Annotated in this window: 20 protein-coding genes; 9 read left to right on the top strand and 11 right to left on the bottom strand. The window is 65.0% G+C overall.

All coding sequences use genetic code 11. The features are described from left to right. Positions 1-25 precede the first annotated feature (25 nt). From recA to ACZ5AC_RS15825, 4 genes are all read right to left on the bottom strand, one after another. A complete protein-coding gene (recA, locus tag ACZ5AC_RS15840) occupies positions 26-1,078 on the bottom strand; it encodes a recombinase RecA (RefSeq protein ID WP_464248538.1) in 1,053 nt (350 codons plus the stop codon). Positions 1,079-1,262: 184 nt separating this feature from the next. Continuing rightward, a complete protein-coding gene (locus ACZ5AC_RS15835) occupies positions 1,263-2,108 on the bottom strand; it encodes a DMT family transporter (protein ID WP_464248537.1) in 846 nt (281 codons plus the stop codon). Positions 2,109-2,117: 9 nt separating this feature from the next. Continuing rightward, positions 2,118-2,477, bottom strand: a complete 360-nt coding sequence (locus ACZ5AC_RS15830; protein ID WP_464248536.1) for a tRNA-binding protein — start codon at positions 2,475-2,477, stop codon at positions 2,118-2,120. Positions 2,478-2,505: 28 nt separating this feature from the next. After that, complete coding sequence (locus tag ACZ5AC_RS15825) at positions 2,506-3,123, bottom strand: LysE family transporter (protein WP_464248535.1); 618 nt, start codon at positions 3,121-3,123, stop codon at positions 2,506-2,508. Between the two features lie 170 nt (positions 3,124-3,293). On the opposite strand from ACZ5AC_RS15825, the gene ACZ5AC_RS15820 reads away from it, so the two are divergent. The 7 genes from ACZ5AC_RS15820 (at position 3,294) to ACZ5AC_RS15790 (ending at position 10,295) form a co-directional block, all read left to right on the top strand. Further along, the gene (locus tag ACZ5AC_RS15820; protein WP_464248534.1) at positions 3,294-4,925 is read left to right on the top strand and encodes a sensor domain-containing diguanylate cyclase; all 1,632 of its coding nucleotides are present in this window, start codon (positions 3,294-3,296) and stop codon (positions 4,923-4,925) included. Positions 4,926-5,011: 86 nt separating this feature from the next. Beyond that, a complete protein-coding gene (locus ACZ5AC_RS15815; RefSeq protein ID WP_464248533.1) occupies positions 5,012-6,460 on the top strand; it encodes a DEAD/DEAH box helicase in 1,449 nt (482 codons plus the stop codon). A gap of 246 nt (positions 6,461-6,706) precedes the next feature. Beyond that, complete coding sequence (locus ACZ5AC_RS15810) at positions 6,707-7,477, top strand: DUF4198 domain-containing protein (protein WP_464248532.1); 771 nt, start codon at positions 6,707-6,709, stop codon at positions 7,475-7,477. Between the two features lie 105 nt (positions 7,478-7,582). Continuing rightward, positions 7,583-8,182: a cobalt transporter CbiM gene (gene cbiM / locus ACZ5AC_RS15805; RefSeq protein ID WP_464248531.1), complete on the top strand. Its 600-nt coding sequence runs from the start codon at positions 7,583-7,585 to the stop codon at positions 8,180-8,182. Positions 8,183-8,202: 20 nt separating this feature from the next. Continuing rightward, the gene (locus tag ACZ5AC_RS15800) at positions 8,203-8,814 is read left to right on the top strand and encodes a cobalamin biosynthesis protein CbiL (protein ID WP_464248530.1); all 612 of its coding nucleotides are present in this window, start codon (positions 8,203-8,205) and stop codon (positions 8,812-8,814) included. Further along, a complete protein-coding gene (gene cbiQ / locus ACZ5AC_RS15795) occupies positions 8,807-9,574 on the top strand; it encodes a cobalt ECF transporter T component CbiQ (protein ID WP_464248529.1) in 768 nt (255 codons plus the stop codon). The genes ACZ5AC_RS15800 and cbiQ overlap by 8 nt, the downstream gene beginning before the upstream one ends. Then, positions 9,567-10,295: an energy-coupling factor ABC transporter ATP-binding protein gene (locus tag ACZ5AC_RS15790; RefSeq protein ID WP_464248528.1), complete on the top strand. Its 729-nt coding sequence runs from the start codon at positions 9,567-9,569 to the stop codon at positions 10,293-10,295. Before cbiQ ends, ACZ5AC_RS15790 begins: the two co-directional genes overlap by 8 nt. Here ACZ5AC_RS15790 and ACZ5AC_RS15785 read toward each other — a convergent pair. Continuing rightward, positions 10,292-10,633, bottom strand: coding sequence for an Hpt domain-containing protein (locus ACZ5AC_RS15785; RefSeq protein ID WP_464248527.1), 342 nt, complete (start codon positions 10,631-10,633; stop codon positions 10,292-10,294). The genes ACZ5AC_RS15790 and ACZ5AC_RS15785 overlap by 4 nt on opposite strands. Positions 10,634-10,832: 199 nt before the next feature. Between ACZ5AC_RS15785 and ACZ5AC_RS15780 the strand changes: the two genes are divergently transcribed. Continuing rightward, the gene (locus ACZ5AC_RS15780; RefSeq protein WP_028576384.1) at positions 10,833-11,291 is read left to right on the top strand and encodes a chemotaxis protein CheX; all 459 of its coding nucleotides are present in this window, start codon (positions 10,833-10,835) and stop codon (positions 11,289-11,291) included. A gap of 4 nt (positions 11,292-11,295) precedes the next feature. After that, positions 11,296-12,111 carry a hypothetical protein gene (locus ACZ5AC_RS15775; protein ID WP_464248526.1) on the top strand — a complete coding sequence of 272 codons (816 nt, stop codon included), beginning with the start codon at positions 11,296-11,298 and terminating at the stop codon, positions 12,109-12,111. A gap of 57 nt (positions 12,112-12,168) precedes the next feature. Here the strand turns inward: ACZ5AC_RS15775 and ACZ5AC_RS15770 are convergent, their stop codons facing one another. The 6 genes from ACZ5AC_RS15770 to ACZ5AC_RS15745 are packed head-to-tail and all read right to left on the bottom strand — an operon-like array spanning position 12,169 to position 17,345. Next, on the bottom strand, positions 12,169-12,534 hold the full coding sequence (locus tag ACZ5AC_RS15770) for a 4Fe-4S binding protein (protein WP_464248525.1): 366 nt from the start codon (positions 12,532-12,534) through the stop codon (positions 12,169-12,171). A gap of 9 nt (positions 12,535-12,543) precedes the next feature. Then, positions 12,544-13,617: a hydrogenase large subunit gene (locus ACZ5AC_RS15765; RefSeq protein ID WP_464248524.1), complete on the bottom strand. Its 1,074-nt coding sequence runs from the start codon at positions 13,615-13,617 to the stop codon at positions 12,544-12,546. 1 nt (position 13,618) lies between these two features. Next, positions 13,619-14,002 (bottom strand): NADH-quinone oxidoreductase subunit C, encoded by a 384-nt coding sequence (locus ACZ5AC_RS15760; RefSeq protein WP_464248523.1) that lies wholly within the window; start codon positions 14,000-14,002, stop codon positions 13,619-13,621. 3 nt (positions 14,003-14,005) lie between these two features. Continuing rightward, complete coding sequence (locus ACZ5AC_RS15755) at positions 14,006-14,530, bottom strand: NADH-quinone oxidoreductase subunit B family protein (RefSeq protein WP_464248522.1); 525 nt, start codon at positions 14,528-14,530, stop codon at positions 14,006-14,008. Between the two features lie 19 nt (positions 14,531-14,549). Beyond that, positions 14,550-15,410 (bottom strand): respiratory chain complex I subunit 1 family protein, encoded by an 861-nt coding sequence (locus tag ACZ5AC_RS15750; RefSeq protein ID WP_464248521.1) that lies wholly within the window; start codon positions 15,408-15,410, stop codon positions 14,550-14,552. Further along, on the bottom strand, positions 15,411-17,345 hold the full coding sequence (locus tag ACZ5AC_RS15745) for an NADH-quinone oxidoreductase subunit 5 family protein (RefSeq protein WP_464248520.1): 1,935 nt from the start codon (positions 17,343-17,345) through the stop codon (positions 15,411-15,413). Between the last annotated feature and the right edge of the window lie 59 nt (positions 17,346-17,404).

The following is a 17,404-nucleotide window of genomic DNA, read 5'->3' as shown; positions in this document are numbered from 1 at the left end:
TGATATTGCTGAAAATCAGCCGAAACTACTCGGCAGGCGCCGCCGCGGACGCTTCCTCGGGCACGGGCATGCCCAGGTGTTCGAGCAGGGCGCGTTCGATCTGCATACGCAGCTCGTCGTTGTCCTGCAGGAAGGCGCGCACGTTCTCCTTGCCCTGGCCCAGGCGCTCGGAGCCGAAGGCGTACCAGGCGCCGCTCTTCTCGACGATGCCCTGCTCCACACCCAGGTCGAGCAGTTCGCCCACGCGGGAGATGCCGGTGCCGAAGAGCACGTCGTACTCGGCCTCGCGGAAGGGCGGGGCCATCTTGTTCTTGACCACCTTGACCCGCACGCGGTTGCCGTACGACTCCTCCTTGTCCTTCAGGGTCTGGATGCGGCGCAGATCCATGCGCACGGAGGCGTAGAACTTGAGGGCGTTGCCGCCCGTGGTCGTCTCGGGGCTGCCGTAGCCGGTCATGCCGATCTTCATGCGCAGCTGGTTGATGAAGATGATGGAGGTGCGGGACTTGTGGATGGTGCCCGTCAGCTTGCGCATGGCGTGGGACATGAGGCGGGCCTGACTGCCGACCTGGGTCTCGCCCATGCTCCCCTCCAGCTCGGCCTGGGGGATGAGGGCGGCCACGGAGTCCACCACGACCACGTCCACGGCGCCGGAACGGACCAGCATGTCCGCGATCTCCAGGGCCTGCTCGCCGTAGTCGGGCTGGGAGATGAGCAGTTCCTCGGTCTTGACCCCGAGCCTGCGGGCGTAATTGATGTCCAGGGCGTGCTCGGCGTCGATGAAGGCCGCCACGCCGCCGCGCTTCTGGGCCTCGGCGATGATGTGCAGGGCCTGGGTGGTCTTGCCCGAGGATTCCGGCCCGAAAATCTCCGTCACACGGCCGCGCGGGATGCCGCCGACGCCCAGGGCCAGGTCCAGTCCGATGGATCCCGTGGGGATGACCGGGACGACCTGATGGGACGTGTCGGAAAGGCGCATGACCGAGCCCTGGCCGTAGCGGCGCTCGATGGTGGCCAGCGCGGTTTCCAGCGCTTCGCGGCGCGCGTCTTCGGGGGATGCGGTTTTTGGTCGGGCCATGAGATGCTCCATGAAAGTTGGGGTTCGGCGAAAACAGAGAAACAAGCGCTCGTAGCAAATAAGGGTATGGAAGACAATGCCGGGAAACCGGTGCCCGGCGCCGCCCCCCGGTCCGACAATATGCCCACGCCGAGCCGGTTTTCCCCCGGGGACGCCGGTCGCGTTCGATGCCCCGCGCTCGCCTTCAGGCGATGCGCCGCCCGACGAAGGCGGCGACGAGAATGACCGCCATGCCGATCACGGCGTGGGGCGTCACGGCGGCGCCGCGGGCCAGTGCCGCCAGCAGCACGGCCAGGGGAGGGGTGAGGTAGGAGAGGTAGCCGATGACGGTCATGTTGCCCGTGGTCACGGCCCGGTTCCAGAGGGTGAAGGACAGGCCCAGGGGTACGAGTCCCAGATACAGGGCCGAGAGCAGCGCGCCGGTGGGCGGCAGCCCCTGGGGGGCGCCGGCGGCGTAGACCGCGGTCGAGCAGGCCGCGGCCAGGACGGTGAAGGCGGGCATGTAGTCCCTGGCGGGCCGCAGCCGCGACAGGGCAACGGAGAAGCTGCTCCAGATGAGGCCGCAGCACAGGGCCAGGGCATAGCCCGGGAGGTGTGCCGGGTCGAACTGCAGACTCCTGCCGCCGGACACGACCAGCCCCGCCCCCAGGAGCCCGGCCAGGGCCACGGCCAGCACGGGCAGGGACAGGCGGCGCTTGGCCAGAACCGACGAAAAGACCACGATCCAGAAGGACCAGGTCGTCGTCAGAATGGCCCCCTCCACCAGGGGGGCGCGGTCCAGGGCCAGGTAGTAGACCGCGTGGTAGCCGAAGATGCCGGCGAGGCCCAGGGCGGCCATGGGCGGCGAGGGCCAGGGGATGGCCGCGCGCTTCGAGATGACCATTTCCTGCGCGGCCAGGTACAGCGCGGCCGGCACAAAGCTGAAGAAGAGCAGTTCCGGCACCGAGAGGCCGTCCAGGCCGCTGCCCGTGGCCGCCGGCAGGCTGGCCCAGCAGAGCACCGCGCCCATGGCGTAGAGGTAGGGTTTCATGGGCGCGGCCTAGAAGAGCTTGCTGCCGAGCTTGGCGTTCACGGCCGGAGAGACGAAGGTCGCCTCGCCGCTGTCCCTGCCTGGGTACTGCACGCCGAGCACCAGGGCTTCCGAGACTACCGGCCCCATCTGTCGCGGCGGAAAGTTGAGCACCCCGAGCACCAGCCGCCCCACGACCTCGTCCACGGGATGGGAGGTGAAACGTCCGTAGCTCGTGCGGCGGCCGTATTTGCCGAAGTCGATGACCATCCTGTACGTCGGTTTGGGGGTCTCGGCGCAGGGTTCGGCCTCGATGATGCGCCCGAGACGGATATCCAGGAGACCGAAGGACTCTTCAAAGCTCACCTCTGGTTTCAGTTCCGCAGCCATGCATTCTCCTTGTGCGAAAGGTCGGTCCTCACGCCTGCCGCAGCGAGGCCAAAGCCAGGGTCAGGCCCAGGCAGACCAGGACGCCCCCGATGCCCCGCTCCACATGGTGCCGGGCCGAGGCGACGACCCGCTGGGCCGGGACCGAGGAAAAGGCCAGTGCCACCAGGACGAACCACGCCAGGTGCGCCAGAGACATGAACGCCCCGTAGCCGAGCTGGACCGGCAGGGGGGTCCGGGGGCTGACCACTTGGGTGAACAGGCTGACCACGAAGAGGGTGGTCTTGGGGTTGGTGGCGTTGGTCAGAAAACCGCGGCGCAAGGCGCCGAAGTCGGACAGGGGGGGAAGTGTCGCCGCGCCGGGTTCCGCGGGCCGGGCCCGCAGCATGCCGACGCCGAGCCAGACGAGATAGGCCGCACCCAGATACTTGATCAGGCCGAAAAGCATCTCCGACCGGGAGATGACGAGGCCCACCCCCAGAAGGCTGTAGGCAACATGGACCAGCACGCCCATGGAGATGCCGACGGCGGTCAGCACCCCGGCACGCCTGGAGATGACCATGCTGTTGCGGGTGACCATGGCGAAGTCCGCGCCGGGGCTGATGACGGCCAGAATGGTGATGGTGGCGACGGTGACGAGTTCGAGCATCTTTCCCATCCGCAGAAGTGTTGCGCCCCGGGCGCAAAGCCCGGACGGACGCATGGGCCTTACGCCGTGTTGCGCAGGAAACGCAAGCCTTTGCTTCTTGCCGCTTGTCCCTCGGGGAGAACTCGGATAGCGAGGAAAACGCAGCGCTCAAATAGGTTCAAGGAGTCCCGATGTCCATCAGAACCAAGGTCTTCCTCATCATCTTCGTTCTTTTCGCCGCCCTCGGGATAGCGGATTTCATCGTCCAGCGCTTCGTCATCTACCCGAGCTTCCTGGAACTGGAGCATCGCGAGGCAGGCGAGAACCTGCAACGCATCTTCCACGCCATCGACCGCGAAACCTACCACGTGGAGCGCCTGTGCCGCGACTGGGCCACGTGGAACGACTCCCACAACTTCATGGCCACGGGCTACGAAGGGTTCATCGAGAGCAACCTGAGCGACGACTCCCTGGACAACATCTCCCTCAATCTGCTTGTCTTCTGCGACACCAGGGGCAACATCGTCTGGAGCCGGGTCCGCGACTTGGAGGATAAGACCACCCTGCAGCTCGGCTTCATGGCCGAGGGGCGCATCGACCCGGCGCACACGACGCTCGCCTTGCACCCCTCCCCCGAGGGCGGCAGGGGAAAAAGGGGCATATTCAACACCGAAGCCGGGCCCATGCTCTTCGCCACCCGCGAAGTGCTGCGCTCCGACGGGTCCGGTCCCGCCAACGGCTTCCTGATCATGGGACGCTTCCTGAACGAAACCATGCTCGAAACCCTGAAGGAGCAGACCCGCCTGTCCTTCGAGATCGTCGACCCCTTCGACAACGCCCGTTTCCTCTGCCGCACGTCGGGCATGAAGCCCATGCAGACCGGCAACCTGACCTACTACACCAAGGACGACGGCGACAAAATGGTGTCCTGTGCCGGATTCCAGAACGAAGCCGGCGAGACCCTCTTCGGAGTCCAGTACCTCTTTCCCCGCGAAACGACGCGCAAGGGCATCGACAGCATCCGCTACGCCGTCTTCCTGGTCATCGGCTCCGGCGTGACCGTGCTCGTGATCCTGAACCTGATGATGCAGGCCGTGGTTCTGAGGCCTCTGCAGCGCCTGACCGACCATGCCGTCAAGCTGCAGGCGGAGGGCGACTATTCCCTGCGCCTCGACCTCGACCGCAAGGACGAGATCGGAGTCCTGGCCAAGAGCCTCGATTCCCTGGTCCAGACCATCAACGACCGCACCGTGGAGCTCCAGCGGGCCAACGAACAGCTCACGCAGCTCTCCCTGAACGACGCCCTGACCGGCATCGCCAACCGACGCATGTTCGACGCCTACCTCAAGCAGGAATGGCGGCGGGCCATGCGCGAGCAGACCCCGCTGTCCATCATGCTGGCCGACGTGGACCACTTCAAGAAGTACAACGACACCTACGGCCACCAGCAGGGCGACATGTGCCTCATCGGCGTGGCCGCGGTCATGCAGCTGCACATGCAGCGTCCGGCCGACCTGCTGACCCGGTACGGCGGGGAGGAGTTCGCCGCCATCCTGCCGGGCACAGACGCCGAAGGGGCCCGACACATGGCCGAAGTGCTGGGGCAGGCCGTTCGGGATCTGCGCATCGACCACTGCGGGTCCGACGCCGCGCCCTACGTGACCCTGAGCATCGGCGTCGTGACCACGATCCCCTCGCCCGAGGAAGGGGACGGTGGCATGGACATGCTCCTTGAACAAGCCGACCAGGCCCTGTACCAGGCCAAGAAAGCCGGACGCAACCGGGTCCTGGCCTGGAAGCCCGAACTGTTCAAGACCGACTAGCCCGCACGCCGGATCGTCCCCCGCCGGCTGCGGGCCCGGACCCGCAGCCTTCACCGCCGGCCGAAAGCCGCACTCAAAGGAACTCTATGTCATTCGAATCACTCGGATTACCCATACCGCTCGTTCAGGCCCTGGCCGTACGTGGATTGCGCGAACCCCTGCCCGTGCAGGAGGCCGCCCTGCCCACGCTCGCCGCCCGCGAATCGGCCATGCTCATCTCCCGGACCGGGTCAGGCAAGACCCTGGCCTATCTCCTGCCCATCCTGGCGGGCATCGACCCGCAGAGCCCGCACGTGCAGGCCGTGATCCTGGCCCCGACACACGAGCTGGCCATGCAGATCAACCGCGTGGCCAAGGAGCTTTCGGCGGAGGCCGGCCTCGGGATCAGGGTCCAGTCCCTCATCGGCGGCGCGGCCGCCAGCCGGCAGATCGAGGGGCTGAAGAAAAAGCCGCACATCGTCGTCGGCTCGGCCGGCCGCATCACCCATCTCCTGGACCTGGGCAAGCTGAAGCTGCGCGACACGACCTGGCTGGTTCTCGACGAGGCGGACCGCCTGCTCATCGAGGAAGGGCTCGAACACGTGCGGCGCATTACCGGCGAACTGGGGCCGCATACGCGCTTCGTCTTCGTCTCGGCCACCGAAGGCCCGGCCACGACCCGCATCGCCAAGGGCCTGGCCCCCGACCTCAAGTTCGTGCGCGTGCAGGCGGGCATCAGCCCCTCCATCCGCCACTGTTACCTCGTGTGCGAGGAGCGGGACAAGATCGAGTGGCTGCGCAAGGCCCTGCGAGGCCTCGAACCCAGCCGCGCCCTCGTCTTCGTACACCGCGGGGCCAGCGCCGAACGCATCTCCGAGCGCCTCGACTACCACCAACTGGCCGTGGCCGACCTGCACGGGGCCAGGGACAAGTTCGAGCGCCAGTCCGCCCTGGACAGCTTCCGAAAGGGCCGGGCCCGGGTGCTCATCGCCTCGGACATCGCGGCCCGCGGCCTGGACATCGCGGACGTGGAACTGGTGGTCAACGTCGACGCCCCGAGCCAGAGCCGGGACTACCTGCACCGCGCCGGACGGACCGGCCGGGCCGGGGCCGCCGGGCTCGTCCTGTCCCTGCTGACCGAGGCGGAAGCCAGACTGGCCAGACGTTATTCCGAAGAACTCGACATCTCCATGGAGCCCGTGCGCATGGTGCGCGGCGCCCTGGTCCCGTCCGACGGGTCCGGCGCACAGCCCCTGGCCCCGGCCCCGCGCAAACGCGGCCTGGCCGCCCCCGGCTCACCGCGCAGGACAGGCAAGACGACCCCGGCGGCCCAGAAGCCTGAAAAGGAGCCGCGCCGCCCGGAAACCCGGCACGGGGAAGCTGCCGACAAGAAGCCTCGAAGCCCGGGCAGGAAATCCGGCGCACATGCCGAGCCGGCAGCAAGGCGGTCGGAACACGACAGGACGGAGGCCCCACCCCGCCGCAAGCAAGCACACGGCGACAGGGCAGCGACCGCTCCTCCCGCACGGCGTTCCAAGCCCAAAAAACCCGCATGAAGCTTGCGCAAGCCGCCCGGATGAGCCACCACATCCGGGCGGTCTGCGTTTTCACCTCTTTCTCACGCAACCCCCCAAAATCATGATTGACAACGATCACGTCTCGGCTGTAATTCATCTCCGAGTATTATGATTTTATTTTGAGTGTTACTTTTTCGGCATTTTCTTCAGTTCAATATTCTTTTAACGCAATTTCCGGAGCCAGCCGTACTCCACGCGCGGGTCCGGGACAGGAGGTGCGCCGCGATGACGAGAATCCTACTGCTCTGTTTCACCCTGGTTTTCTGCGCCGCCAACTCGGCCCTGGCGCATTTCGGCATGCTCATTCCCTCCGCGGGCAGCGTCGCGGACAAGAAGGACGCATCGTTAACCCTGACCCTGTCCTTTTCCCACCCCATGGAAATGGTCGGCATGCCGCTGGCCTCCCCCGCATCCTTCAAGGTCTTTGTCGATGGAGCGGCCGAGGACCTGCTGCCGGCCCTGAAGCCCGCCAAGGTCATGGAGCACGAGGCCTGGAGCGCCGCGTACGCCGTCAAAAAGCCCGGCGTGTACCAGTTCGTCATGGAGCCCAAGCCCTACTGGGAGCCGGCCGAGGACTGCTTCATCGTCCACTACACCAAGACCGTCGTACCGGCCTTCGGAGAGGAGGAGGGGTGGGACGCGCCGCTGGGCCTCAAGACCGAGATCGTGCCCCTGACCCGTCCCTTCGGCAACTATGCGGGCAACGTCTTCCAGGGCCAGGTGCTCCTTGACGGCAAGCCCGTGCCCGGAGCCATGGTCGAGGTGGAGTTCTACAACCGTGACGGCAGGCACGAAGCCCCCAACGATTACATGATCACCCAGGTCGTCAAGGCCGACGAGGGCGGCGTGTTCACCTACGGCGTGCCCTTTGCGGGCTGGTGGGGCTTCGCCGCCCTGAACACGGCGGACGAGAAGATGGACCACGAGGGCAAGCCCAAGGATGTGGAGCTCGGCGCGGTGCTGTGGACGGAATTTCTTGAACCCGTGCGCAAGTAGGGCTACACGACTGCCTCGAGACATTCTTTCGAGACGGCGCTCCGGGCAGCCTCCCGGAGCGCCGGACATGCGGCCGGGGCAGGCCGGAACATACGGGAGCTGATCGTGCACATTTCCGAAGGGGTCCTCTCCCCCGCCATCCTGGGCGCCGGTGCGGCCCTGGCCGCCGCCGGAACGGCCGTGGGCCTGCGCCGCCTGGACTACGACCGCCTCATGACCGTGGCCATCCTGGCCGCGGCCTTTTTCGTCGGCTCCCTCATCCACGTGCCTATCGGCCCGGCCAGCGCCCACCTGATCCTGAACGGCCTCGTGGGCGTGATTCTTGGCTGGGCCGCCTTCCCGGCCATCCTCGTGGCCCTGGTGCTGCAGTCCGTGCTCTTCCAGTACGGAGGGTTCACGGTCCTGGGTGTCAACGCCTTCAACATGGCCTTCCCGGCCGTGCTGTGCTTCTACCTGCTGCGCCCCCTGCTGGCTCAACCCGGGCGCCTGCGCACCGTCGGCGCGTTCTGTTGCGGCGCCATGTCCGTAGCCGGAGCCGGACTGCTGACCGCCCTGTCCCTGTCCTTCACCAGCGAAGGCTTTCTCCGGGCCGCGCAGGTCCTGTTCGCGGCCCACATCCCGGTCATGATCGCCGAAGGGATCGTCACCGTGCTGGCCGTGTCCTTTCTGGCCCGGGTGCGGCCGGAAATTCTGAACTTCGCCTGAACCGCATGAGGAGAAGCGTTATGTCCCGCATTCTGCTGCCCCTTGTCCTCGCCCTGCTGACCCATAACGCGGCCCTGGCCCACAGGGTCAACGTTTTCGCCTATGTCGAGGTTGGAGAGGTGGTGGTCGAGTGCAGCTACAGCAAGTCCAAGCGGGTCAACCGCGGCACCATCGAGGTACTGAGCCTGCAAAGCGGGGAGACCCTGCTGGCCGGGGAGACGGACGAGGCCGGCCGTTTCCGTTTTCCCGTGCCCGAAACGGCCAGAGAAACGGGTTCCGGACTGCGCATCGTGCTGAAGGCCGGCGAGGGTCATCAGAACGAGTGGGTTGTCGATGCCGCGGAATTCATGGACGCAGAATCGGGACCAGCCATCGCATCTGACGCGACGCAGACGGTCGGCGCAAAGGTGCCGCCAGCACCTGCGGCCGTTCCAGCGCCTGGAGCGCTGTCGCGCGGCGACGTGGAGGAAATCGTGAACGCCGCCCTCGACGCCAAGCTCGCGCCCATCAGGCGCGCCGTGCTGGAACGGACGGAGGATGGACCCGGAGTGCGGGAAATCATCGGCGGCATCGGATGGATTTTCGGCCTTGTCGGCGTGGCCGCCTACTTCAAGAGCCGGTCACGTGTTTGACGAACCCTTCGCCCAGGGCGACTCGCCCATGCACAGGCTCGACCCCAGGGTGCGCCTGGCCTCGGCTGCCTTCTTTTCCCTATGCGTGGCCCTGCTGCGCGACCCCGCGGCCGCTGCGGCGGCCCTGGCTCTGGCCGCCGCGGCGCTGGCAGCCAGCCTGCCGCCCGCATGCCTGCTGATCAGGCGTCTGGCCGCGGTCAATGTCTTCATCCTCTTCCTGTGGGCCACCGTTCCCGCGACCATGCCCGGCCAGGAGCTGCTGGCCGTGGGGCCGATCTCCTTCAGCCGGGAGGGGGTGGCCATGGCCTGGCTCGTGACCCTCAAGTCCAACGCCATCCTGCTGGCCTTCCTGGCCATGGTCGCGACCATGAACGCCCCGACCATGGGGCATGCCCTGGACCGACTCGGCGTGCCGCCCAAGCTGGTCTTTCTGTTTCTCTTCACCTACCGCTACCTGCACGTCATCGCCGACGAATGGCGGCGGCTGATCACGGCGGCCAGGCTGCGCGGCTTCGTACCCCGGACCGGCATGCACAGCTACCGGACCATCGCCCATCTGCTGGCCATGGTCCTGGTCAACAGCTTCGACCGCTCGGGGCGCGTCTACCAGGCCATGATCCTGCGCGGCTTCTCCGGGCGCTTCGCCTCCGTGGTCCGCTTCCGGGCCCGGGCACGTGACGCCGTCTTCGCCCTGTTCTGGCTGGCGGCCACGGCCGCGCTCACCGTGATGGATCTGTACCCGGAGGTTCTTGGTGTCTGAACCGTCCCTTTTCGCCCTGGAAAACGTGTCCTTCGCCTACCCTTCGGGGCGCGAGGTTTTGCGCGACGTGAGCTTCGCCTTTGACCCCGGCCGCAAGATCGGCCTCTACGGGACCAACGGCAGCGGTAAAACGACCCTCTTCCATGTCATCATGGGTCTCGTGGCGCCTTCGGCGGGACGGGTGCTGTTCCACGGCGCCCCCATCAGCGGCGAAAAGCAGTTCCGCGCCCTGCGCCGCGAAGTCGGCCTCGTCATGCAGAACGCAGAGGACCAGCTCTTCAACCCCACGGTCCTCGACGACGTGGCCTTCGGCCCCCTGAACCTCGGGCTGTCGGCCGAGGAGGCGAGGGAGCGGGCGGAGGAAACCCTTCGGGAACTGGGACTTGCGGGCTTCGGAAGCCGCCTGACCCACCGCCTTTCGGGCGGCGAGAAGAAGCTCGTCTCCCTGGCCACGATCCTGTCCATGCGGCCGAGCGCCCTGCTCCTGGACGAGCCGACCAACGGCCTGGACCCGCAGACCCGGGAGCGCATCATCGAAATCCTGGACGCCCTGCCCACGGCGCGCATCATCATCTCCCACGACTGGGACTTCCTGGCGCAGACCACGACGCGGTTCATGACCATCAAGGACGGCCGCCTCCTGACCGACATTCCCCACCTGCCGCACCGCCACGTGCACGCCCATCCCCTGGGGGACGAGCCGCACCATCACCACGACTAGGCGCCTGCGGCAGGAACGCGAAATTCCTTCAGCTGGAGGCCTAGCTCGGCATGGAGCCGCCGGGCCTCGGCGGTGCGCGCCTCCTTGGCGGCCATCTCCAGGTTCCGGGCCGCTTCGCCCAGTTCCTGCAGCCCCATGTTGAACAAGGTCCCTTTCAGCATGTGCGCCGCGTCGGCCATTCCGGACCAGTCTTCACGGGCCTGGGCCTCTTCGAGGCTGCCCAGCGTTCCGCCGACCGTGTCGCGCCCGATGGCGTACAGTTCCCGAACCTCTTCGAGCCCGAGGCCGTAGACCCGGCACAGGTGATCCAGCACCCTCCGCTCCAGACTATTCTCCACGTCGTACTCCTTTTTTGGTGAAATGCCGTCCCGAAGGATCATTGCGCCCAGGGATCGTCCCGGTCAACTCCCCGCAGAGCGGGGGTGTCCGGCGCATCCGCGCCGCGTCTGCGCCGGGAGTTGACCCGGGGCGCGAATTGTCCTTATGAGATTCCACGGTGTGAAGTCTTCACAGTTCACGCGCCCCAAGGAGACCCAAATGGACCCAGCATTGGCCAAGCCCTTCATCAAAGCCACCAAGGACGTGCTCGCCGCCATGGCCGCCCTCGACGTCGTCGCGGGGACGCCCTACATCAAGAAGGACAAGATGGCCCGCGGCGACGTCTCGGCCGTGATCGGCATCACGGGCGACAAGCACGGCACCTTTTCCATATCCTTCGACCGCAAGACCGCCGTGCACATCGTCAAGCAGATGCTCGGCGACGCCATCGAGGACATCCTGCAGGACGTGCAGGACGCCGTTGGCGAGATCACCAACATGATCTCCGGCCAGGCCCGCGTCGGCCTGGTGGACATGGGCCTGAAGCTCCAGGGCTCCACCCCTTCGGTCATCATGGGCGACAACCACACCATCGCCCACATGACCTCGGCCCTGGCCATCGCCATCCCATTCTCCTGCGAAGCCGGGACCTTCACCCTCGAATTCTGCTTCGACTAGCCCCATGAACGGCGCGGGGAACATCAACGACCAGGTCTCGCAGCTCCTGCTGGGGGCCAGCGCCCGCTCCATCGACGCGCCCAAGGAGTTCGACCTCATGGAGATGCCCGTCGAGGGCGTGGCCGCCTTCTGGCTGTCCGTGAAAAAGACCCTCGACGCCAAAAAAAAGGACGACGGCTTCCTGCTGGAGGAGGCCCGTCACACGCGCGAGCCCCACGTGCGATTCCTGCTGGAGCTGGCCGCCTCGTCCTTCCCCGCCTCCCGCTGCGAGGAGCTGGCCCAGGTGCGCAAGCGCAACATCCTGGCCGAGCTGCATCGCAAGTACGTCCTCATGGCCATCGGGCTCCTGGGCATCGTGTCCAAGGAGAACCCGCAGAAGGTCATGATCCGCTTCCTGTCCAAGTTCCACATCGCGCCCATCTTCGAGAAGCAGGTCTTCGACGTGGCCCAGGTCATGCTCAAGAACCTGGACAACTCCGAGCTCAACAAGGCCAAGTTCCTGAACATCGACCACAAGCTCAAGATCGAGGCCCTGATCATCAATCTCATCTTCTACTGCATGCTGGCCAGGCGCAGCGGGGTCGAGTCCCTGCTGGACTACCAGGAGTTCATCTCCTCCCAGTACTTCAAGGACGGGCTGACGCTCATCTGCGACGGGTTCGACTACGACTTCGTCAAGTTCCGCCTGAACCTGGTCAAGAAGGAGATCCTGGAAGCCACGGAGCTGAAGATGGACCTGTCCATGTACATGATGTCGGCCATCAAGTCCGGCGTGCCCTTCGCCGACCTCTACCTCGTCGCCAAGGCCTACCTGCCGTGAAAAAAGGCCGCCCCCTCGCGGGAGCGGCCTTGCATCGATGCATGAAACACCCCGGAATCACTCCTGGGCTTTCTTCTTCTTTTCCGGTCCCTTAAGCTGGATCTGCTGGTTGTTTTCCTTGACCCTGGCCGGCTTGCGGTGCTCCGAGTGCATGAAGAGGCAGTCCGTGGGGCAGTGGTCCACGCAGATGCCGCAGTACACGCAGGAATAGGGGTCGACCTCCCAGGTCTTGGCCTCCTTGTTCACGGTGATGCACTGGGACGGGCACTTCTTCTGGCACATGCCGCACATGATGCATTCCTCGATCCTGATGTCGAGGTTGCCGCGCACATTCTCGAAGGTCTCGCGGACCTGAAACGGGTAGAGCCGCGTATGTGTCTTGCTCAGGAAGTTCCTGAGCACGGTCGCTGTCATATCGAACATGGGGCCTCCTTAACGTTCCGTACAGCTGATGCAGGGATCGATGGACAGAGCGATAATCGGCACGTCGGCCATTTCGCAGCCGGGGAGCATCGCCAAGAGCGGCGGCACGTTGGCGAATGTGGGGGTACGGATGCGGACGCGGTCCAGATACTTGTCCCCGGTCGCCCTGACGTAGTACATCAGTTCGCCGCGGGGCTGTTCGGAACGGCAGACGATCTCGCCCGTGGGCTTGCCCTTGACCTTGGCGGCGATCTCGCCGTCCGGGATCTTGGAGATGAGCTGGCGCACGATGTCGATGGACTGGTACAGCTCGCGGAAGCGGACCATGGTCCGTGCCCAGCTGTCGCCGTCCTTCTCCACCACCGGGGCGAAGTCGATGTATTTGTAGGCTCCGTAGCCCGTCATGCGCATGTCCTGGGCCACGCCCGAGCCGCGCAGCTGCGGGCCGGCCGCCCCCAGCTCGTAGGCCTGCTGGTACGTCAACACGCCGACGCCCACGGTGCGCTTCTTGACGGTGTAGTCGTTGGTCAGGACGGCCTTGATCTTGTCCAGTTCCGTCTCCAGCTCGTCGACGACCTGCAGGACCCAGCGCAGCTGCTCGGGGCTCATGTCGCGGCGCACGCCGCCGATCTTGTTGACGGAGATGATGACGCGGTTGCCGGCCGTGGCCTCCATGACGTCCATGACGCGCTCGCGGATGCGCCAGGCGTGCATGAACATGCTCTCCATGCCGAAGGCGTCGGCCAGCAGGCCCAGCCACAGCAGGTGCGAATGCATGCGGTGCAGCTCGGACCAGACGACGCGCAGGAAGTCCGCGCGCTGCGGGACCTCGATGCCCATCAGGCCCTCGATGCACATGCAGTAGGTGTGGGCGTGGATGCAGCTGCAGATGCCGCACACGCGCTCGACGATCTGGACCATCTGGTCCATGTCACGGATTGAGGCCAGGGTCTCCAGGCCGCGGTGCACGTAGCCCAGGGTCGGCAGGGCTTCCTTGACGATCTCGTCCTCGAGGACGAGCTTCAGATGCAGCGGTTCGGGCAGAACCGGGTGCTGGGGGCCGAAAGGTACTATGGTCGCCATGCTATGCTCCCTCCCCGGCTGATTCGGCCTTGTTGACCGTGAACTTGCAGAAGGGGAACTTCTTCACTTCCTCCTCCAGGTAGAAATGCCCGCCGAAATCGAGGGCCAGGCCGTCGAACGTGATGCCGAAATGGTCCTGGGTCTCGTTCTCGATGACCAGGGCGGCGAAATAGATGCCGGAAATGCTCGGCACCACCCTGTCCGCCTTGGCCACGTTCAGGCGCAGGTGCGTCAGCTTCAGGTCCAGGTCGAAGTGGTACAGCAGGTCGAAGCTGTCGCCCAGATCGACGCAGGTCATGGTCACGAAGCGGTACCCCTTGTTCTTGAGAGCCAGCACCTCGGAAGAGAGCTGCCCCTTCACCAGATTCATCGTTTCAAATGCCATATCTTACCTCGTGACCTGACGATCTTCGCGGTTTTCGTAAAACTCCCTGGCCTTCTTGAGGTCGGCCACCAGAGGCTCCGTATCCTTCTCGGGCCGGCGCTTCTTGAGCTTCTCCAGGGCCAGGACCACGCCGTCGATGATGGCCTCGGGCTTGGAGGGACAGCCGGGGACGTAGACATCCACCGGGATGACCTTGTCCACGCCGCCCACGACGTTGTACGCCTCGCGGAACACGCCGCCCGAGGTGCCGCACGCGCCGATGGCGATGACGGCCTTGGGGTCGGGCATCTGGTCGTAGATGTTTTTCAGTGCCTTGGCGTTTCTGGGGTTGACCGTTCCGGAGACGACAAGGATGTCGGCGTGCTTGGGGTTGCCGATGTTCAGGATGCCGAAGCGTTCGACATCGTACACCGGGGTGAGGCAGGCCAGCACCTCGATGTCGCACCCGTTGCAGCTCCCGCAATCGAAATGGATGAGCCACGGGGACTTCACCCGGGATGTGTGCAGCAGATCTTGAAAAAAGCCCATATCTGAACTCCGTTGGTACTTAGAAGGACTTGGCGTACAGAAGCGCCATGTTGAAGAAGGACAAGCTGATGCCCACTGCCCACACGTAGGTCAGCATCCATTTCCACGTCATTCTGGGCGTCACGTTGTCGATGATGATCTCGGCCATGTAGGTCACGGCCAGCAGGATCACCAGGCCGATCCAGCTCGTGCTCCAGAACAGGCTGCAGATGGCCAGGATGAGCACGATGTCGTACCAGTGGGCGATTTCCAGAATGGCCAGATAGGGCCCGGAGTATTCGGTCAGCACGCCGCGCACCAGTTCCTGGTGGGCATGGTGGCTGGCCGAGATGTCGAAGGGCGACTTGCGCAGCTTGATGGTCAGCGCGAAGGTCAGCACGAGGTACAGAAGCGGGAGCGCGAGGAAGATCGGACGATCGTAGGCCAGGATGTCGGCGATCTTGAAGCTGTCGGTGACGAAGTAGATGCCGACGAAGACGATGATCAGAAGCGGTTCGTAGGTCAGCATCTGGATCAGCTCGCGCTGGGCGCCGAGCTGGGAATAGGGCGACGGCACGGCCAGGGCGCCCACGACCATGAACACCGCGCCGATGGTCATGACGAAGAAGATCATGAGCAGGTCGGCCTGCATGGCGAAGAGGGCCACGCAGAGGATCGAGGCGATCAGGTAGATGTGCACGCAGAAGATCTGCCAGTAGTTGACCACCTGGGGCTCTTTGCCCAGCAGCTTGATGACGTCGTAGAAGGGCTGCAGGATCGGCGGCCCGAAACGGCCCTGGAACCAGGCGGTGAGGCGGCGGTCGATGCCGGCCAGCAGGCCGCCGGCGAGAGGTGCCAGGATGATTGCCAGGATGACGAAGCTAATTGTCTTGAAGTCCATTTAGAACACCCCCGCCAGCAAGATGATCAGAATGCCGATGGCGACCAGGTTGATCCAACCGGTGATCCGGGATTCGCCAATGAGGCTTTCCATGTACCAGTTCGTGGTCTTGAAGTCGGCCCATACGCCAAGGGGGCCCTTGAAGCCGAGTTTGCGCGAATCGCCGGGGTCCTGCAGGCCGCACACGTACGGCGTGACGTAGTTGCCGCGCTTGATGAGGCGCTTGGAGGATGAGGCGCGCACCGCGTAGATGACGCCCAGGGTCATGACCACGAACACCGGGTACAGTGCGAACATGCCGATGTTGTTGGAGATAACGCCGCGGGCCGCGATGTAGAGGTCGGTGTCGTAGAAGCGCTCCAGGACCGGCAGCACCATGGAGGTGTAGAGGCCCGGGGCCACGAAGCTGATCAGGACCGCGGCCACGGCCAGAGTCAGGAGCGGCAGGCGGGTCAGGCAGGGCTGGCTTTCGGCCAGGGGCGCCTTGTCCGGCACCACGGAGGTCATGAGCAGGCCAAGCCAGCGGCCCCAGAAGACCATGGTCAGGGCCGACCCGACGGCCAGCATGAGCACGACCAGCGGCAGGTGGGCCGAGGCTTCGACGGCCATCCACTTGGACAGCAGGGCGCCGAAGGGCGGCAGGAACATGGTCACGATGCCGATGACGGCGACCATGGTCGTGCGGGGCATGACATTGATCAGGCCGCGCATGTCCTCGATGTCGCGGCTGCCGATGTGCTGCTCGATGGTGCCGACGCACAGGAACATGAGGGCCTTGGAGATGGCGTGGAAGACGATCAGGAGCACGGCCGCGGCCATGGCCGCAGGCGTGTTGATGCCCGCGCAGGCCACGATCATGCCGAGGTTGCTGATGGTCGAGTAGGCCAGGATCTTCTTGCCGTTGCTCTGGGACAGGGCCAGGACGGCGGCGCCCAGGAAGGTCACGGCGCCGAACAGGGCCACGTAGTTGCTGAAGACGGTGCCGGCGAAGGCCGGGGCCAGGCGGATGACCAGGTACACGCCCGCCTTGACCATGGTGCTCGAGTGCAGCAGCGCGGAGATGGGCGTCGGTGCGACCATGGCGCCGCACAGCCAGCTCTGGAAGGGAAGCTGGGCGGCCTTGGTGAAGCCGGCGAAGCACAAAAGGCCCACGGGAAGCAGGATCAGCTTGGAGGCGGATTCCGCGGTGATGATCTCCTGCAGGGACAGGGGCAGGCCCTGGGAGCGGAAGATGACCAGCGCCAGGACGAAGGCCACGCCGCCCAGCATGTTCATCCACAGGGCGCGGGTGGCGTTCTTGACCGCGATCTCGGTGTCGTCATGCTTGATGAGCATGAACGAGCAGAACGTCGTCACTTCCCAGAAGAAATACAGCCACAGCAGGTTGTTGGAGAAGACCAGCCCGTTCATGGCGCCCAGGAACAGGACCATGAAGAAAAAGAAGCGCCCCTGCCGGGACGTGGCCAGCTTCAGATGGTGCTCGTGCTCCTTCATGTAGGCCAGGCCGTACACGCAGATGAGCGACCCGACGATGGAGATGACCATGCACATGATCATGGAGAACTGGTCCACGTAGATCGCGGGCCCCATGTTCTCGCCGGGGTTCATGAACAGCTCGAGAAAGGCCAGGGGCACGATCTGCAGCAGGGTCAGGACGGCGATGAGCTTGTTCTTCATCCGGTAGGCTATGCCGAGGATGACGAACAGGAGCGCGAAATCGAGGATGGCGATCAGGCCGTCGGGGTTGATCCCGAGAAAACTCTCGGGCGTGAAGGAAATCGCCCCCGACTGCACCAGCGCAAGCGATGCGACGGAGACGACCACGCCGGTTCCGATAACCAGCGCGGACCTCAGGGGTTTGACATTGATCAGACACAACACTGCCGCGATGAACGGCAGGGCGATGCTAATCCCTATCAGTTGCGGGGCTAGCATAGGCAAAAAACCTCCTTGCAATTTTGTCCAGTCACCATAGACGCCAGTATAAGTTCAGC

Source organism: Desulfomicrobium aestuarii (genome assembly GCF_055385525.1).
Note: the sequence above shows the minus strand (reverse complement) of the source record. Positions and strands in the feature narration are given on the sequence as shown.

Bases quoted from the DNA above. Each gene is read 5' to 3' on its own strand.
- recA (WP_464248538.1), bottom strand. From the start codon at position 1,078: ATGGCCCGACCAAAAACCGCATCCCCCGAAGACGCGCGCCGCGAAGCG.
- ACZ5AC_RS15835 (WP_464248537.1), bottom strand. From the start codon at position 2,108: ATGAAACCCTACCTCTACGCCATGGGCGCGGTGCTCTGCTGGGCCAGC.
- ACZ5AC_RS15830 (WP_464248536.1), bottom strand. From the start codon at position 2,477: ATGGCTGCGGAACTGAAACCAGAGGTGAGCTTTGAAGAGTCCTTCGGT.
- ACZ5AC_RS15825 (WP_464248535.1), bottom strand. From the start codon at position 3,123: ATGCTCGAACTCGTCACCGTCGCCACCATCACCATTCTGGCCGTCATC.
- ACZ5AC_RS15820 (WP_464248534.1), top strand. From the start codon at position 3,294: ATGTCCATCAGAACCAAGGTCTTCCTCATCATCTTCGTTCTTTTCGCC.
- ACZ5AC_RS15815 (WP_464248533.1), top strand. From the start codon at position 5,012: ATGTCATTCGAATCACTCGGATTACCCATACCGCTCGTTCAGGCCCTG.
- ACZ5AC_RS15810 (WP_464248532.1), top strand. From the start codon at position 6,707: ATGACGAGAATCCTACTGCTCTGTTTCACCCTGGTTTTCTGCGCCGCC.
- ACZ5AC_RS15800 (WP_464248530.1), top strand. From the start codon at position 8,203: ATGTCCCGCATTCTGCTGCCCCTTGTCCTCGCCCTGCTGACCCATAAC.
- ACZ5AC_RS15780 (WP_028576384.1), top strand. From the start codon at position 10,833: ATGGACCCAGCATTGGCCAAGCCCTTCATCAAAGCCACCAAGGACGTG.
- ACZ5AC_RS15775 (WP_464248526.1), top strand. From the start codon at position 11,296: ATGAACGGCGCGGGGAACATCAACGACCAGGTCTCGCAGCTCCTGCTG.
- ACZ5AC_RS15770 (WP_464248525.1), bottom strand. From the start codon at position 12,534: ATGTTCGATATGACAGCGACCGTGCTCAGGAACTTCCTGAGCAAGACA.
- ACZ5AC_RS15765 (WP_464248524.1), bottom strand. From the start codon at position 13,617: ATGGCGACCATAGTACCTTTCGGCCCCCAGCACCCGGTTCTGCCCGAA.
- ACZ5AC_RS15760 (WP_464248523.1), bottom strand. From the start codon at position 14,002: ATGGCATTTGAAACGATGAATCTGGTGAAGGGGCAGCTCTCTTCCGAG.
- ACZ5AC_RS15755 (WP_464248522.1), bottom strand. From the start codon at position 14,530: ATGGGCTTTTTTCAAGATCTGCTGCACACATCCCGGGTGAAGTCCCCG.
- ACZ5AC_RS15750 (WP_464248521.1), bottom strand. From the start codon at position 15,410: ATGGACTTCAAGACAATTAGCTTCGTCATCCTGGCAATCATCCTGGCA.
- ACZ5AC_RS15745 (WP_464248520.1), bottom strand. From the start codon at position 17,345: ATGCTAGCCCCGCAACTGATAGGGATTAGCATCGCCCTGCCGTTCATC.